13 protein-coding genes are annotated in these 15967 nt (G+C 65.2%); 5 read left to right on the forward strand and 8 right to left on the reverse strand.

Features of this window, described 5'->3' with window-relative positions:
* Positions 1-70: 70 nt before the first annotated feature.
* A complete protein-coding gene (locus tag XH83_RS31550) occupies positions 71-625 on the reverse strand; it encodes a cytochrome c family protein (protein ID WP_194404485.1) in 555 nt (184 codons plus the stop codon).
* 219 nt (positions 626-844) lie between these two features.
* Here XH83_RS31550 and XH83_RS31555 point away from each other — a divergent pair, with 219 nt between their 5' ends.
* Together XH83_RS31555 and XH83_RS31560 are read left to right on the forward strand one after the other, a co-directional pair.
* The gene (locus XH83_RS31555) at positions 845-1585 is read left to right on the forward strand and encodes a 3-deoxy-manno-octulosonate cytidylyltransferase (protein WP_194404486.1); all 741 of its coding nucleotides are present in this window, start codon (positions 845-847) and stop codon (positions 1583-1585) included.
* A gap of 38 nt (positions 1586-1623) precedes the next feature.
* A complete protein-coding gene (locus XH83_RS31560; protein ID WP_194404487.1) occupies positions 1624-2484 on the forward strand; it encodes a prephenate dehydratase in 861 nt (286 codons plus the stop codon).
* 39 nt (positions 2485-2523) lie between these two features.
* Here the strand turns inward: XH83_RS31560 and XH83_RS31565 are convergent, their stop codons facing one another.
* Both XH83_RS31565 and XH83_RS31570 read right to left on the reverse strand, forming a co-directional pair.
* Positions 2524-3465 carry an IS110 family transposase gene (locus XH83_RS31565; RefSeq protein WP_194404488.1) on the reverse strand — a complete coding sequence of 314 codons (942 nt, stop codon included), beginning with the start codon at positions 3463-3465 and terminating at the stop codon, positions 2524-2526.
* Between the two features lie 252 nt (positions 3466-3717).
* On the reverse strand, positions 3718-4731 hold the full coding sequence (locus XH83_RS31570; protein WP_194404489.1) for an LLM class flavin-dependent oxidoreductase: 1014 nt from the start codon (positions 4729-4731) through the stop codon (positions 3718-3720).
* Between the two features lie 382 nt (positions 4732-5113).
* Here XH83_RS31570 and metF point away from each other — a divergent pair, with 382 nt between their 5' ends.
* Complete coding sequence (gene metF, locus XH83_RS31575) at positions 5114-6034, forward strand: methylenetetrahydrofolate reductase [NAD(P)H] (RefSeq protein WP_194404490.1); 921 nt, start codon at positions 5114-5116, stop codon at positions 6032-6034.
* Between the two features lie 6 nt (positions 6035-6040).
* Positions 6041-9889: a methionine synthase gene (gene metH / locus XH83_RS31580; RefSeq protein ID WP_194404491.1), complete on the forward strand. Its 3849-nt coding sequence runs from the start codon at positions 6041-6043 to the stop codon at positions 9887-9889.
* Between the two features lie 355 nt (positions 9890-10244).
* On the opposite strand, the gene XH83_RS31585 is transcribed toward metH, so the two are convergent.
* Both XH83_RS31585 and XH83_RS31590 read right to left on the reverse strand, forming a co-directional pair.
* Positions 10245-10874 (reverse strand): glutathione S-transferase family protein, encoded by a 630-nt coding sequence (locus tag XH83_RS31585; RefSeq protein ID WP_194404492.1) that lies wholly within the window; start codon positions 10872-10874, stop codon positions 10245-10247.
* Positions 10875-11013: 139 nt separating this feature from the next.
* The gene (locus XH83_RS31590) at positions 11014-11316 is read right to left on the reverse strand and encodes a helix-turn-helix transcriptional regulator (RefSeq protein WP_194404493.1); all 303 of its coding nucleotides are present in this window, start codon (positions 11314-11316) and stop codon (positions 11014-11016) included.
* Between the two features lie 62 nt (positions 11317-11378).
* Between XH83_RS31590 and XH83_RS31595 the strand changes: the two genes are divergently transcribed.
* Complete coding sequence (locus XH83_RS31595; protein ID WP_246776360.1) at positions 11379-12332, forward strand: threonine/serine dehydratase; 954 nt, start codon at positions 11379-11381, stop codon at positions 12330-12332.
* Positions 12333-12551: 219 nt separating this feature from the next.
* On the opposite strand, the gene XH83_RS31600 is transcribed toward XH83_RS31595, so the two are convergent.
* The 3 genes from XH83_RS31600 to XH83_RS31610 all read right to left on the reverse strand — a co-directional run bounded on the left by XH83_RS31600 (position 12552) and on the right by XH83_RS31610 (position 15937).
* Entirely contained in the window at positions 12552-13145 is a 594-nt protein-coding gene (locus tag XH83_RS31600; RefSeq protein WP_194404494.1) for an N-acetyltransferase, read from the reverse strand.
* A gap of 236 nt (positions 13146-13381) precedes the next feature.
* Positions 13382-14887: a glycerol kinase GlpK gene (gene glpK, locus XH83_RS31605; RefSeq protein ID WP_194404495.1), complete on the reverse strand. Its 1506-nt coding sequence runs from the start codon at positions 14885-14887 to the stop codon at positions 13382-13384.
* 276 nt (positions 14888-15163) lie between these two features.
* Positions 15164-15937 carry an SDR family NAD(P)-dependent oxidoreductase gene (locus XH83_RS31610; RefSeq protein WP_194404496.1) on the reverse strand — a complete coding sequence of 258 codons (774 nt, stop codon included), beginning with the start codon at positions 15935-15937 and terminating at the stop codon, positions 15164-15166.
* Positions 15938-15967 lie beyond the last annotated feature (30 nt).

Here is a 15967-nt window from a genome sequence, read left to right on the forward strand (position 1 = left end):
GGAGGCCCCGATACGGAAACGGCCAGGCTTTTCAGCCTGGCCGCTTCTTCCAAGACAGGTTCTTGAGGCCTTACTTCGACGCGGTCGGCAGCGGCTGAGGATGCTCCGACAGCGAATTCAGATAGGCAATGACGTCGGCGCGCTCGGAATCCTTCTGAATACCGGCGAAGCCCATCGCGGTGCCCGGGATGAAGCCCTTCGGATTTGCGATGAACTTGTTGAGGTCGTCGAAGGTCCAGGTGCCGCCCTTGGCCTTCATTGCAGCCGAGAAGTTGAAGCCGTTGCGGCCCTCGCCCCTGGCCTCGCCGACCACGCCATAGAGGTTCGGACCGACGCGATTCGGCCCGCCCTTCTCGAAGGTGTGGCAGGCGCCGCACTTCTTGGCAGCGGCGGCACCCTTTTCGACCGAGGCGGTCTGGAGCAGCTTTTCGATCGGCTCGGAGGCGGCAGCGGCGGCGCCGCCTTCCTTGCCATGGCCGGCATCTTCCTTCACGGCGATTTCAAAGCCCGGCTTTTCCGGCATCTTGGGCGAGAACAGCGCATTCGCGGTGAAGCTCGTCACCAGCAGAAGGAGACAGGTGCCGAGCACGGCACCAAGAATCTTATTGAGTTCGAAAGAGTCCATTTCCGGCCAGGCCCCACACCGCAAGAAGAATCGGGCGGCCGGGCGGCCGCCAGGACGAGCCTCGGGAGAATCAATCGTTCCCTATCGTTTCCCCGAGTTTTGCCATTGAGATATCGGTTTGCCCGGGGTCTGGCAACCCGTATAAGCGACCCGGCTGGCAACCCATCCCCACTCCATTTCCCGGCGCGGAAAACGCCCTGTTTCCAGGCTCTTGTCCCGATGATCGATCCTCGCATTCTGGTGCTGATCCCGGCCCGCATGGCCGCCACCCGCCTGCCCGGCAAGCCGCTCGCCGATATCGCGGGCCTGCCGATGATCGTGCACGTGCTGCGCCGCGCCGAGGCCGCTGCCATCGGCCGGGTCGCCGTCGCAACCGACACGCCGGAGATCGCCTCCGTCGTCACCGCTCATGGCGGCGAGGCCGTGATGACGCGCGCCGACCACCCCTCCGGTTCGGACCGCATCCACGAGGCCATGCAGAAGCTCGACCCCGAGGGCAAGGCCGAGATCGTGATCAACCTGCAGGGCGATTTCCCGACCATCACGCCGCAGACCATCCGCGAGGTGCTGCCGCCCTTTTCCGAACCCGCGGTCGACATCGTGACGCTGGCCTCGCAGATCCACACCGAGGAGGAGGACCTCGCCCCGAGCGTCGTGAAAGCCATCGGCTCGCCGATCGGGCCGCGGCGGTTGCGGGCACTTTATTTCACGCGCGCCACCGCGCCTTACGGCAACGGACCGCGTTACCACCATATAGGCCTCTATGCTTACCGCCGTGCGGCACTGGAGCGGTTCGTGGCGCTGCCGCCTTCGCCGCTCGAGCGCCAGGAAAGCCTGGAGCAGCTCCGCGCGGTTGAAGCCGGCATGCGCATCGACATCATGATCGTCGACAGCGTGCCCCGCGGCGTCGACACGCCGCCCGATCTCGAAACCGCGCGCAGCATCCTTTCCAAATCCTGAGCGGCTGCTACAAGGCGCCGCAGGAGCACTTTTGAGACATGAGCAAGCTGAAAATCGCGTTCCAGGGCGAGCCCGGGGCCAATTCCCACATTGCCATCGTCGAGGCCTATCCCGACGCCGAGCCGATGCCCTGCGCCACCTTCGAGGACGCGCTGTCGGCGATCTCGTCGGGCGAGGCCGATCTTGGCATGATCCCGATCGAGAACTCGGTCGCCGGCCGCGTCGCCGACATCCATCATCTCTTGCCGGCCTCCGGCCTCTTCATCATCGGCGAATGGTTTCTCCCCGTTCGGCATCAATTGATGGCGGTGAAGGGGACCAAAATCGAAGATATCAAGAGCGTCGAGAGCCATGTCCATGCGCTCGGCCAGTGCCGCCGCATCATCCGCAAGCTCGGCATCAAGCCGATCGTGCACGCCGACACCGCCGGCAGCGCCCGCGACATCTCCGAGCGCAAGGACAAGACAGTCGCCGCGATCGCCTCGCGCCTCGCCGCGAAGATCTACGGCCTCGACATCCTCGCCGAGGACATCGAGGACGAGGCGCACAACACCACGCGCTTCGTGGTGCTGGCACGCGAGCCGAAATGGGCGGCGCAGGGCTCCGGCCCGCTGGTCACGACGTTCGTCTTCCGGGTGCGCAATTTGCCGGCCGCGCTCTACAAGGCGCTCGGCGGCTTTGCCACCAACGGCGTCAACATGACCAAGCTCGAAAGCTACATGGTCGACGGCAATTTCTTCGCCACGCAATTCTATGCCGACGTCGACGGACACCCCGAGGACAAGGGCCTGGCGTTCGCCATCGAGGAGCTGAAGTTCTTCTCGCGCGAATTCCGCATCGTCGGCGTGTATCCGGGGCACCCGTTCCGCGCGACGTTCAGCGAAGCGCAGCAGGATTAGTCGCGCGTCCCGGACGCGCGAAGCGCGAGCCGGCAACTGTTATGTTGGCCTAGTGTACAGGTACGGCTTTCGATCGCGGATGATGGCGTTGAGGACCGTCAACAGCTTCCTGGCAACGGCAATGAGAGCGAGCTTGGCAGGTTTACCGGCCTGTCGCAGTCGAGCGTAGAAGGCCTTGAATGGATCGGCCCGGCGGACCGCATTGAGAGCGGCCATGTAGAGGGCATCGCGGACGCGCTTTCGGCCCCCGACGATCTTCCGCTTGCCGCGGTAAGCGCCGCTGTCGACGTTGAAGGGAGCCAGGCCGGCGAGCGCGGCCACCTGCTTCGGTCCCACTTTTCCGAGTTCCGGCATCTGCGCGATCAGCTGCATGCAGGTTACGGGGCCCACGCCGGGAAGTGACCGCATCAACTGCGCATCATCGGAGACCTCCGGCTCAGTCTTGATCAGTGCGCTAATATCGGCCTCGATTGCGGCGATCTCATTGTCGAGGACTTCAATGAGCCGACCGATGCGATCGGCCATGGCGCGGTCCTCGGCCTCGCTGCGCCTGTTCTTCTCCTGGGCACGCATGAGAACCAGTTGATCCCGCCGTTTTGCAAGCCCCGCCAGGGCATTGCGGGCAGGATTGGCAGCCTGCTCAGCGGCAGGCTGCATGGCCCGGGCAAAGCTCGCCAGCATCCGGGCATCGATCGGGTCGGTCTTGGCGAGCTGGCCGCTGGCGCGCGCAAAGTCCCGGGCCCGGGCCGGGTTGATCCGGGCAAAGCGGATGCCGGCCTGGCTGAGCGCCTCACGAAGCTCAAGGTCATAGACGCCCGTGGCTTCAAAGACGACCAGCACATCGCATCGCCAACGCGCCGCGATCTGTGTGATGGCCTGCGGCGCGTTGGCGATGCGCTCCGGCACGCCCAGGCTCTCATCGAAGATATCAAGATATCGTTTGGAGACGTCGATTCCGACGTAACGAGGGCGTATGATCATGGTGCCTGTCCCTGTGATGCGAGGTCTGTTGGCGCAGCCTCGTGCAACTGTTCAGGTTGATAGATGGAACGGGCGGGAGACCGAGCCGGCTCACGGCGTCAAGCGCCAAGGACCCAACGGCTTCCCGCCCACTCCACCATGACAGGATTTCGATACACAGGGACCCAGGAGCGGCAACACTCATAGGTACGAGAGGCCCCGGCTCAGCGGCGCATCACTGCGTGTTGCGCTGCGTCCGGGGCACGAGAATTTCTAAGTGGCTGCTTTGAGCCCGAACGCCTCCGCCAGCAGCGAATACGATTTCTTCCGCGCCTCGTGATCGTACACGGCGGTGATCACCATCAATTCGTCCGGCTTGCTCGCGTCGATCAGCGGCTGCAGCCTCCTCTGCACCGTGGCGGGGCTGCCGACGAACAGGCGGGAACGGTTGCGCAGAATCGAGGTGCGCTCGGAGTCGGTATAGGGATAGGCCAGCGCCTCCTCGACGCTCGGCAGCGGAAGATACTGGCCGCGGTCACGGCGCAGACGGTTGAGATCGAACGAAATGGCGAGCTTTTCGGCCTCCTCATCCGTGTCCGCCGTGATGATTGCGACGGCGAGGATCGCGTGCGGGCTCGCGCTCCAGGCCGAGGGCTGAAAACGGTTGCGGTAATGCACCATCGCGTCGATCGCATCGTGGGACGCGAAATGATGGGCGAAGGCGAAGCCCATGCCGACCTGCGCCGCCAATTCCGACGAATAGTCGCTGGAGCCGAGCAGCCAGATCGGCGGCAACGGCGTATCGTCGGGCATCGCCACGACGTTGTTGTAGGGATGACCTGAGGGGAATTCGCGCGTCTGCCACAGGATCAGTTCGTGCAGCCGCTCCAGGAAATCGTCGCCCTCGCGGCGGTCGAGCCGGCTGCGCAGCGCATAGGCCGTGGCACCGTCGGTGCCGGGCGCGCGGCCGAGCCCGAGGTCGATGCGGCCCGGAAACAGCGCTTCCAACATCTTGAAGCGCTCGGCCACCACAAGCGGCGCGTGATTGGGCAGCATCACCCCGCCGGAGCCGACGCGGATATGCGTCGTCACCGCCGCGATCTGGCCGATCATGACGTCGGGGGCCGGGCTCGCGACCGAGGCGAGGTTGTGGTGCTCGGCGAGCCAGTAACGGACGTAGCCGAGGCCGTCGACATGGCGCGCCAGGTCGATGCTGTTGCGCAGCGCCGCGGCCGGCTTGGTGCCTGTGGTGACGACGGAGAGGTCGAGGACGGAGAGCGGGATCATGGCGGCATAAGGTAACGGAGGGCCGCGCGGCGACAATGGGTCGGCTGCGCAGGTCTGACGTGTGCCGGCCCGCGAACCGGAGGGGCCGGCCGAAGCGGCCAGATGGGCCAATTAACGTCTATATAACACTCATACTATTCTGCCCACTGCTCAAACCTCCCAAATCCCGCACCACCTCCAAAATAATATATTGATATTATTGCATTTTACTGGAAACGGCAACATCCCACCCAGATCCAAATATGACCAATAATTCCAGTACTTCTGGCGTAAGTGGGCCATTTCCCATCTTGGATGGGCTGTCGGTCAACCCGCCTTTAGCCTATCTTGTGCACAAGCGAGACCTGACCGCCGGCCGCTAAAATCTGGAGTGAGTGGTGCCATGACCGATCTGACGACATCTGCCCGGGCCGACGGGCAAGACGGGCACCTGAAGCGGCCTGCGATCTCCTTCGAGTTCTTTCCGCCCAAGACGGAGGAGATGGAGCGCAATCTCTGGGAGACCATCAACCGGCTCGCCCCGCTCGACCCGAAATTCGTCTCGGTGACCTACGGCGCCGGCGGTTCGACCCGTGAGCGGACCCATTCGACCATCGCCCGCATCCTGAAGGAGACCGCACTGCTGCCGGCGGCGCATCTGACCTGCGTCGGCGCCTCGCGCGGCGAGATCGACGAGATCGTCGACCGCTATCACGAGGTCGGCGTCCGGCACATCGTGGGCCTGCGCGGCGACCCCGCCGGCGGCATCGGCACGCCCTATGCGAGCCATCCCGACGGCTATCAGAGCTCGGCCGAACTCGTCGCGGGGATCAAGAAGCGGCATGCCGACATCGAGGTGTCGGTCTCGGCCTATCCCGAGAAGCACCCCGAAGCGCGCGACTTCGATGATGATATCGACACGCTCAAGGCCAAGGTGGATGCGGGCGCGACGCGCGCGATCACCCAGGTGTTCTTCGATAACGACCTCTACTTCCGCTATCTCGATCGCGTCCGCGCCCGCGGCATCAACATCCCGATCGTGCCGGGCATCATGCCCATGCACAATTTCAAGCAGGCGCGCAATTTCGTCACCCGCGCCGGCACCACCGTGCCGGACTGGTTCGCCGCGAAATTCGAAGGCCTCGACGAGGATGCCGAGACGCGGAAACTGGTGGCCGCGACCGTCGCAGCCGGCCAGGTGCAGAAATTGGCAAAACACGGCGTCGACACCTTCCATTTCTACACCATGAACCGTGCCGATCTCGTGTTCGCGATCAGCCATTTGCTCGGCATTCGCGCCAAGAGCGCCCAGAAGGCTGCGTGACAGACAATGACCGTACCCGTTTCCGCCAAACGAACTGCCCTCCTGAATGCCGCGCGCGAGCGTATTCTCGTGCTCGACGGTGCCATGGGCACGATGATTCAGAACCTGCAGTTCGACGAAGCCGCCTTCCGCGGCGAGCGCTTCAAGAATTTCCATCGCGATTTGCGCGGCAACAATGACCTGTTGATCCTGACCCAGCCGCAGGCGATCGAGGACATCCACGCGGCCTATTTGCGCGCCGGCGCCGACATCGTCGCGACCAACACCTTCTCGACCACCTCGATCGCGCAGGCCGATTACGACCTCACCGACATTGTTTATGAAATGGCGCGCGAAGGCGCCCGCCTCGCCGGCAATGCTGCTCGCCGCGTCGAGGCCGAGGACGGCAAGCCGCGCTTCGTCGCGGGCGCCATCGGCCCGACTAACCGCACCGCGTCGATCTCGCCTGATGTGTCCAATCCCGGCTATCGCGCCGTCACCTTCGACGATCTGCGCAAATCCTATGGCGAGCAGATCAACGGCATGCTCGACGGCGGCGTCGATCTGCTGCTGGTCGAGACCATTTTCGACACGCTGAACGCCAAGGCGGCGCTGTACGCGATCGCCGAGATCACCGAAGCGCGCGGCATCGACATGCCCGTGATGGTGTCGGGCACCATCACCGACAAGTCCGGTCGCCTGCTCTCGGGCCAGATGCCGGAGGCGTTCTGGAATTCGGTGCGGCACGCAAAACCCGTCACCATCGGCTTCAACTGCGCGCTCGGCGCCGAAGATCTGCGCGCGCATATCGCGGATATCGGCCGCGTCGCCGATACGCTCGTCTGCGCCTATCCGAACGCCGGCCTGCCCAACGAGTTCGGCCAGTATGACGAGACGCCGGAATACATGGCGCGCCTCGTCGGCGAATTCGCCCGCGACGGCCTCGTCAACATCGTCGGCGGCTGCTGCGGCACCACGCCGGAGCACATCGCAGCGATTGCCGCCGCCGTTGCCCCGCACAAGCCGCGCATCGTGCCGGAGATCGAACCGCGCTTGCGGCTGTCCGGCCTCGAGCCGTTCATCCTGACTGATGCGATCCCGTTCGTGAACGTCGGCGAGCGCACCAACGTCACCGGCTCCGCCCGCTTCCGCAAGCTGATCACCGCCGGCGACTACACCGCAGCGCTCCAGGTCGCACGCGACCAGGTCGAGAACGGTGCGCAGATCATCGACGTCAACATGGACGAGGGGCTTCTGGATTCGGAAGCCGCGATGGTGACCTTCCTCAACCTCGTCGCCGCCGAGCCCGACATCGCCCGCGTCCCCGTGATGGTCGATTCCTCGAAATTTTCGGTGATCGAAGCCGGCCTGAAATGCGTACAGGGCAAGCCGGTCGTCAATTCGATCTCGATGAAGGAGGGCGAGGAGAAGTTCATCTTTGAGGCCAAGATCGCCCGCCGCCATGGTGCGGCCGTGGTGGTGATGGCGTTCGACGAGGTCGGCCAGGCCGATACGTTTGCGCGCAAGACCGAGATTTGCAAGCGCGCCTACGACATCCTGGTGAACAAGGTCGGCTTCCCGCCCGAGGACATCATCTTCGATCCCAACATCTTCGCGATCGCGACCGGCATCGAGGAGCACAATAATTACGGCGTCGACTTCATCGAGGCGACGCGCTGGATCCGGCAGAACCTGCCGGGCGCGCACATCTCGGGCGGCGTCTCCAACCTCTCGTTCTCGTTCCGCGGCAACGAGCCGGTGCGCGAGGCCATGCACTCGGTGTTCCTGTATCACGCCATCAAGGCCGGCATGGACATGGGCATCGTCAATGCCGGCCAGATGATCGTCTATGACGACATCGATGCCGAGCTGCGTCAGGTGTGCGAGGACGTCGTCCTCAATCGCGATCCGGGCGCGTCCGAGCGTCTGCTGGCGCTGGCGGAGAAATTCCGCGGCAACAAGACCCAGACCAAGGAAGCCGATCTGGCCTGGCGCGAATGGCCGGTGGAGAAGCGACTGTCGCATTCCCTGGTCCACGGCATCACCGAATTCATCGAGCAGGACACCGAGGAAGCCCGCAAGAATTCGTCACGCCCGCTCGACGTCATCGAGGGTCCGCTGATGGCCGGCATGAACGTGGTCGGCGATCTCTTCGGCGACGGCAAGATGTTCCTGCCGCAGGTGGTGAAATCCGCCCGCGTGATGAAGCAGGCGGTGGCCTGGCTGATGCCGTTCATGGAAGAGGAGAAGGCGCGCAACCTTGCGAACGGCATCGGCACGGAAGGCTCCTCCTCCGCCGGCAAGATCGTGCTCGCGACCGTCAAGGGCGACGTCCACGACATCGGCAAGAACATCGTCGGCATCGTGCTCCAGTGCAACAATTTCGAGGTCATCGACCTCGGCGTGATGGTGCCCGCCGCCAAGATCGTCGAGACCGTGAAGGCGGAGAAGGCCGACATCGTCGGGCTCTCCGGCCTGATCACACCCTCGCTCGACGAGATGGCGTTCTTCGCCGGTGAATTGCAGCGCGAGGGCCTCAAGCTGCCGCTGCTGATCGGCGGCGCCACCACGAGCCGCGTGCATACGGCGGTCAAGATCGACCCGAGCTATCGCGCCGGTCCCGTCGTCCACGTCAACGACGCCAGCCGCGCCGTCGGCGTCGCCTCCTCGCTGCTGTCGCCGGAGAAGCGCGAGGCCTATGCCGCCGAGGTGCGCGCCGAATACGCAAAAATCTCGGACGCGCATCTGCGCGCGCAGGCCGACAAGAAGCGGCTGAAGCTGGGCGCCGCCCGCGCCAACCGCGTGCCGGTCGATTTCACCGCGAACAAGCCGGTCAAGCCGACCTTCCTTGGCATCAGGAGTTTTGACGATTACGATCTCGCCGAGCTCGTCGACTGCATCGACTGGACGCCGTTCTTCCAGACCTGGGAGCTCGCCGGCCGCTTCCCCGCGATTCTCGACGATGCCAAGGTCGGCGAGGTCGCGCGCTCGCTCTATGACGACGCACGCAAGATGCTCGACACCATCGTGAGGGAAAAGTGGTTCCGGGCGCGTGCCACGATCGGCTTCTGGCCGGCGAACGCCGAAGGCGACGACATCGCGCTCTATGCCGACGAGAGCCGCACGAAGAAGATCGCGACGCTGCACACGCTGCGCCAGCAACTCGAGAAGCGCGAGGGCCGCTTCAACGCCGCGCTCGCCGACTTCGTCGCGCCCGCGGGCGTGCCCGACTATGTCGGCGGCTTCGTCGTCACCGCCGGCATCGGCGAGGATGCGGTGGCCGATCGCTTCAAGATGGCCAACGACGATTACTCCTCGATCCTGTGCAAGGCGTTGGCCGACCGGCTCGCCGAAGCCTTTGCCGAGCGCATGCATGCCCGCGTGCGCCGCGAGTTCTGGGCCTATGCGCCGGACGAGGCGCTGTCTACCGAAGACCTGATCCTGGAGAAGTATCAGGGCATCCGCCCGGCGCCGGGCTATCCCGCGCAGCCCGATCACACCGAGAAGGCGACGCTGTTCGAACTGCTCGACGCGGAAGCGACCTGCGGCGTGAAGCTGACCGAGAGCTTTGCGATGTGGCCGGGCTCCAGCGTGTCCGGGCTCTATTTCGCAAACCCTGCGAGCTATTATTTCGGCGTCGGCAAGATCGAGCGCGACCAGGTCGAGGACTATGCCGCGCGCAAGGGCATGAGCGTCGCGGAGACCGAGCGCTGGCTCGCGCCGGTGTTGAACTACATCCCGTCGCAACAGACCGACAACACCTTTGCGGCAACGGCGGCGAACGACGAGACGTCAAAGGACCTTGCCTCTCACCCGCCGGGCTGCACCTGCGCGGTGCACCTGGTCTGGCAGAAGAAGCGCGCAGGGGCGGGATAGGCCCGCCTGCCAAACAGAAAATGCGAAAACAACCCCATGCACAGTAGAATGGGGTTGAAAAGGTTGAGTGATTTCGGGCGCGTCGGAGCCGCGTTTGCGGCGTCGGGCAAAACAGGGGTAGGATTGCATCATCGGCTGCTGTGGTGATCTTCGCACTCCGGCGGATAGGCGCGCCCTTCACCTTGCGCTCGGTTTCGTGCCCCGGACGCAGCGCAACGCAAAGCGGTGCGCTGCAGAGCCGGGGCCCGCATCTCCAAGCAATCCGAGTCCCCTTGGTCCCGGCTCTGCGGCGCAGCGTTACCGGACGATGCTACGCATCGCCTAGGCTGCGCCGCGCCCGGGACACGAGAGTGCCTCACCCCTTCGGCGGGGCCAGCGGCTGCACGATCTCCTTGAAGGGCGGCAAGGCCTCGCAGCGCGCGGCATGCGCGCTCACGGCTGGATAACGCGAGGCATCGAACAGCTGCGGATGCGCCTCGCGGGTGAAGCGGACGACGCAGGCCACCGCGACGTCGGCGTGGCCAATGCGCTCACCCAGCCAGTATGGCGTCGTCACCTTGGCGCGCTCGGCCTCGAGCACCTTGAGGACGTCGCCGATCTGCGCCTGGCAGCGCTCGACCCATAGCGTGAGCTGTTCCTTCCGCAGCACGCGTTCATAAAGCAGGCTCACCGCCTTGTCGCCGAGGCCGGAGGCGAGCGCGCAGATGCGCAAATGCTTGCGCCGCTCGGTGCCGCCACGCGGCAGCATCGCCTTCTCGGCGCCGACGAGGTCGTCGAGATAATCCAGGATGATCGTGCTTTCGATCAGCGCCTCGCCATCGTCGAGCACCAGGGTCGGCACCCGGCGCAGCGGATTGTATGGCGCGATCTTGTCGGCGTCGCCGAAGGTCGACCACGGCTTGTGCTCGAAGGCGAGGCCGTAGAGCCGCAGCGCAATCGCGACCCGGCGGACGAAGGGGGAATCATATTGGCCGATCAGGAACATGGTTCTCGCTCTTCCCGGTTGGACGAGGCAGGGCCGATCAGTCTCCACGACCAGCGCGGTGCGGCGCAACAAATATCTTGGAAATGGTGCATTGCGCCGGCTGCAACGACGCCGGCGACGGCGTCACGCACCACGCCGGTCAAAGCCCGTCCTGAATCGATCGCTTGATCGCGGCGATGGCCGTCTCGTTGCGCTTGTACATCGTCCACTGCTTGATCCGCTTGGCGCGCACCAGCTTGGCCGATGTCAGCACCCGCATGTGCTCGCTCACTGTCGGCGCGCTGACGCCAAGCTTTTCGGCGATCAGCAATCCGCAGACGCCGTCCTCGACCAGGTCGCCATCGGCCTGCTCGCGAAAATGCTTCCGGGGATCCCGCAGCCATTCCAGGATCTGCAGGCGGCGTTCGTTGGCGAGCGCGCGCAAGGCGACGGTAAATCTCATTTAGTTATTTTGCTAATTACCTAATTGATGTCAACTCTGCCTTGCGCTAGTCTGGAGGCATCATGGCAGTGACGATGGACCTCGACATCACGCGGGAGCGGATTGCGGCGACCGAGGCCGTCATCCGTCCGCATATCAGGCGTACGCCGCTCGTTCAGGCCGATCTCGCCGATTTCGGCCTGCCCGGGGCGCCTCTCACGCTCAAGCTCGAGATGCTGCAGCATTCCGGATCGTTCAAGGCGCGCGGCGCCTTCGCCAATCTGTTGCTGCGGCCGGTGCCGCGGGCCGGTGTCGTCGCCGCGTCCGGCGGCAATCACGGCGCGGCCGTGGCCTATGCGGCGCAGCGGCTCGGCCTTCCTGCCACGATCTTCGTGCCTGACATCACCTCGCCGGCCAAGGCCGAGCGCATTCGAAATTATGGCGCCAAGCTCGTGATCGCGGGCAACCGCTACGCCGATGCGCTCGCCGCGAGTGAAGCCCATGTCGCGCAGACCGGCGCGCTGGCCGTCCATGCCTATGACCAGGCCGAAACCCTGCTCGGCCAGGGCAGCGTCGGATTGGAATTGGAGCAGGATGCGCCCGGCATCGACACGCTGCTGGTGGCGGTCGGTGGCGGCGGACTGATCGGGGGCATTGCGGCGTGGTACGCCGGCAGGACGCGCATCGTCGCGGTCGAGCCGGAGCAATCGCCAACCCTGCATACGGCCTTCGAAGCGGGCGCCCCGGTCGATGCGCCGGCCGGCGGTCTTGCCGCCGACAGCCTGGCGCCGCGGCGCGTCGGCGAACTGATGTTTCCGATCGCGCGGGCCCATGTGGAGCGCGTCGTCCTGGTCAGCGACGATGCGATCCGGCAGGCCCAGGCCGCGCTATGGTCGCACCTGCGCCTCGTCGCCGAGCCCGGCGGCGCAGCCGCCTTTGCGGCGGTGCTCTCCGGCCGCTATCGTCCCTCGCCCACCGAGCGGGTTGCGGTTCTGGTCTGCGGCGCCAATACAACGGCGGTAAATTTCGATAGCTAGCCAAGGGTGGCAGGATCGGGGGTGGCGCCCATTGATCCTGATAACCGCTCCATTCGGCATACGACGCTATCGCGAATTGCTCCGACAATTGGAAACGCGACCGCGACGCCTCACTGCGTCATTGCAAGCATAGCAGAGCATCCAGACTACCTCCGCGAAGGGATTCTGGATTGCTTCGTCGCAAGCGCTCCTCGCAATGACAGTCGGGACGCAGCCGCACTACTCAATGATCGGCACATGCCTCGCCGCATCGCGCCGTGCCGTCCCGTCGAGGCGCGGATCGTCGGCGATTTCTATCTGGCGGCGGAAGGGGCGGAACCCGGAGCGCTGGTAGAAGGCAACGGCGGAGGGATGATCGAGCGTGCAGGTGTGGACCCAGACGCGGCGGACGTCGCGCGACCAGGCGCGCTCCAGCGCGCGGTTCATCAGGAAGCGGGCGGCGCCGGTGCCGATCAGGCCAGAGGTGACGCCGAAATAGGCCAGCTCGCACTGGCCGGGCTCGCGGAAGTCCAGCTCGAGCAGGCCTTCGTCGCTGCCGTCTGCGGTCAGAGCGTAGATCTCGACATCAGGCGCGTGGATGATCGCGGCGAGGTCCGTGTCGGTCATACGGGCGCGCGAGAACCACAGCCAGTCCTCGCCGACGCGGCGGAAGAGATCGCGGTACCAATCAAGTGCAGGGGTATCGACCTTGCGCAGCGACCACGCGCCGGGCGGATCGTCGCGGCGCGCGGGAGGCACCGTCATCTCCAGATGGGTGACGACAGCGGCGATCTTGCCTGCGAGGATATCGGAGTAGCCGTCGGGGAGGATCATGGTTGGTCGCCCTGCTTCATCAAGGGAGGCTCGAAAGCCGGCGCGCACTCCTATGTCGTCCCGGACAAGCGCGCGCAGATCCGGGACCTCCACGCGAGCGTTTGCGCTCGTCGCGATAACCACAGGGCGCAGTTTTGCGAAGACTCATCGCTCGTTACCGCTATCGTACACAACTCGATAAATCACGCGGTATGGGTCCCTGCGTTCGCAGGGACGACGATGTGGACAGAGGCGTGTCAGGCCTCCCCCTCATCGCTCGCCAGCACGCCCTTCACCGCCCTCGCCCAGCCCGCGAGCTTCCGCTCGCGCGTCGCCTGGCTCATGTTCGGCTTGAAGCGGTGCTCCAATCGCCAATTGTCGGCGAACTTCGTCGGCTCGGGATAGACGCCGGCGTTGAGGCCGGCGAGATAGGCGGCGCCGAGCGCCGTGGTCTCCTGGATCACGGGGCGGTCGACGGGAGCATCGAGCAGATCCGCCAGGCGCTGCATGGTCCAGTCCGACGCGGTCATGCCGCCGTCGACACGAAGCACGACGCTGGCGGTTTCCGAGCTCGGCCAGTCCGCGCGCATCGCAGCCCAGAGGTCGAAGGTCTGGTAGCAGACGCTTTCCAGCGCGGCGTGGGCGAGCTCGGCGGGGCCGGTGTTGCGGGTGAGGCCGAACAGCGCGCCGCGCACGCGCGGATTCCAGTAGGGCGCGCCCATGCCGACGAAGGCCGGAACGAGATAGACGCTCTGCATGGAGTCGGACTGGTCGGCAAGCGGTCCGGTCTCGGCGGCGTGCTTGATGATGCCGAGGCCGTCGCGCAACCATTGCACCGCTGAGCCCGCCACGAAGATCGAGCCTTCCAGCGCGTAGGTGCGTTTGCCGTCGAGCTGATAGGCAACCGTGGTGAGCAGCTTGTTCTTGGAGACAACCGGCGTGGTGCCGGTGTTGAGCAGGGCAAAACAGCCGGTGCCGTAGGTGGATTTCATCATGCCCGGGCGGAAGCAGGCCTGGCCGATGGTCGCGGCCTGCTGGTCGCCGGCGATGCCGGAGATGGCGATGGCGCCGCCGAACAGATCGGGCGTGCTCTCGCCGAAGCGCGCGGAGGAATCCTTCACCTCGGGCAGCATCGAGCGCGGCACGCCGATGATCTCCAGGAGTTCGTCGTCCCACTGGCCGGTGTGGATGTTGAACAGCAGCGTGCGCGAGGCGTTGGTGGCGTCGGTGGCGTGCACCTTGCCGCCGGTGAGGCGCCAGAGCAGGTAGCAATCGACGGTACCGAACATCAGCTCGCCGCGGGCGGCGCGCGCGCGGGCGCCGGGAACGTGGTCGAGGATCCAGGCGACCTTGGTGCCGGAGAAATAGGGATCGATGATCAGGCCGGTCTTCTGCGAGATCACGGGCTCGCGGCCTTCCGCCTTGAGTTTCGCACAGATGTCGGCTGTGCGGCGGTCCTGCCAGACAATGGCGCGGTGCACGGCTTGGCCCGTGGCGCGGTCCCACACCACGGTGGTCTCGCGCTGGTTGGTGATGCCGATCGCGGCGATGTCCTTTGCGCTGATGCCGGCCTGCTCGATCGCCTCGCGGCAGACCATCACCGTCGAGGTCCAGATGTCCTCCGGCTCGTGCTCCACCCAGCCCGAAGCCGGAAAATGCTGCGGAAACTCCTGCTGCGCTTTGGCAGCAATCGAGATATCGCCGCGGAACACGATCGCGCGCGAGGAGGTGGTGCCCTGGTCGATGGCAAGGACGAAAGACATGGCGGCTTACCTTGGCGTTGAGCTCAGCGTTCCCCTGGAGGGGTCATCAAGTCGCGCCAAAGGGAGCGGATTAGGGCGGCAAGGTCAAGGTTGGATGCAGGCGAGCGGCTACTTCCCTTCTCCCCTTGTGGGAGAAGGTGGCGCGAAGCGCCGGATGAGGGGTTCTATCGGCGAAGAATAATGCGAGAGGGGGCCACACGCGGAGAGAGACCCCTCACCCGTCTCGCCGCTGCGCGGCGATCCACCCTCTCCCACAAGGGGAGAGGGAAAGCAGGCCTACACCGCCGCCGTGGTCACGCCGCCGTCGATGACGATGGTCTGTCCGGTCATGAAGCTCGATGCGTCCGAGGCGAGGTAGGCTACGGCGCCGGCGATTTCGTCGGGTTCGCCGATGCGGCGCAGCGGTGTGGTCGCGGTGCGGCGCTTCAGCATGGCTTCGTCTTCCCACAATGCGCGTGCGAAATCGGTCTTGACGAGGCCGGGCGCGATGCAGTTGACGCGGACGCCTTTCGGGCCCCACTCGCCGGCGAGCGAGCGGCACAGCGCGAAGTCGGCCGCCTTGGAGATGCCGTAGGCACCGATCACGGTGGAGCCGCGCAGGCCGCCGATCGAGGAGATGATGACCACGGAGCCGTTCCCACGCTCCGCCATCTGCGGGATGGCGAGCGCGGAGAGCCAGATGTTGCTCTTGACGTTCGAGCCCATGATCTTGTCGAAGGCCTCGTCCGTGATGTCGAGCAGCGGGCCGTAATAGGGATTGACGGCGGCGTTGCAGACGAGGATGTCGATCTTGCCGTAATGCTTGGTGGCGCCCGCGATCAGTGCCTCGACCTCGGCCTTGCGGGCGATGTTGCAGGGGATGACTGTGGCATCGCCGCCGGACGCGATGATGCCGTCGGCGACTTCCTGGCAGGCGTCGGCCTTGCGCGAGGAGACGACCACCTTGGCGCCGAGCCTGGCAAGGAGTTCGGCGGAGGAGCGGCCGATGCCGCGGCTGGAGCCGGTGACCACGGCGACCTTGCCGGTGAGATCGAACGGGGTGTTTTTCATTTGTTCGCCTTCTTCCTGGTCATTCCGGGG

It is taken from the genome of Bradyrhizobium sp. CCBAU 53351 (assembly GCF_015291745.1).
In the GTDB taxonomy this organism is placed as follows: domain Bacteria; phylum Pseudomonadota; class Alphaproteobacteria; order Rhizobiales; family Xanthobacteraceae; genus Bradyrhizobium.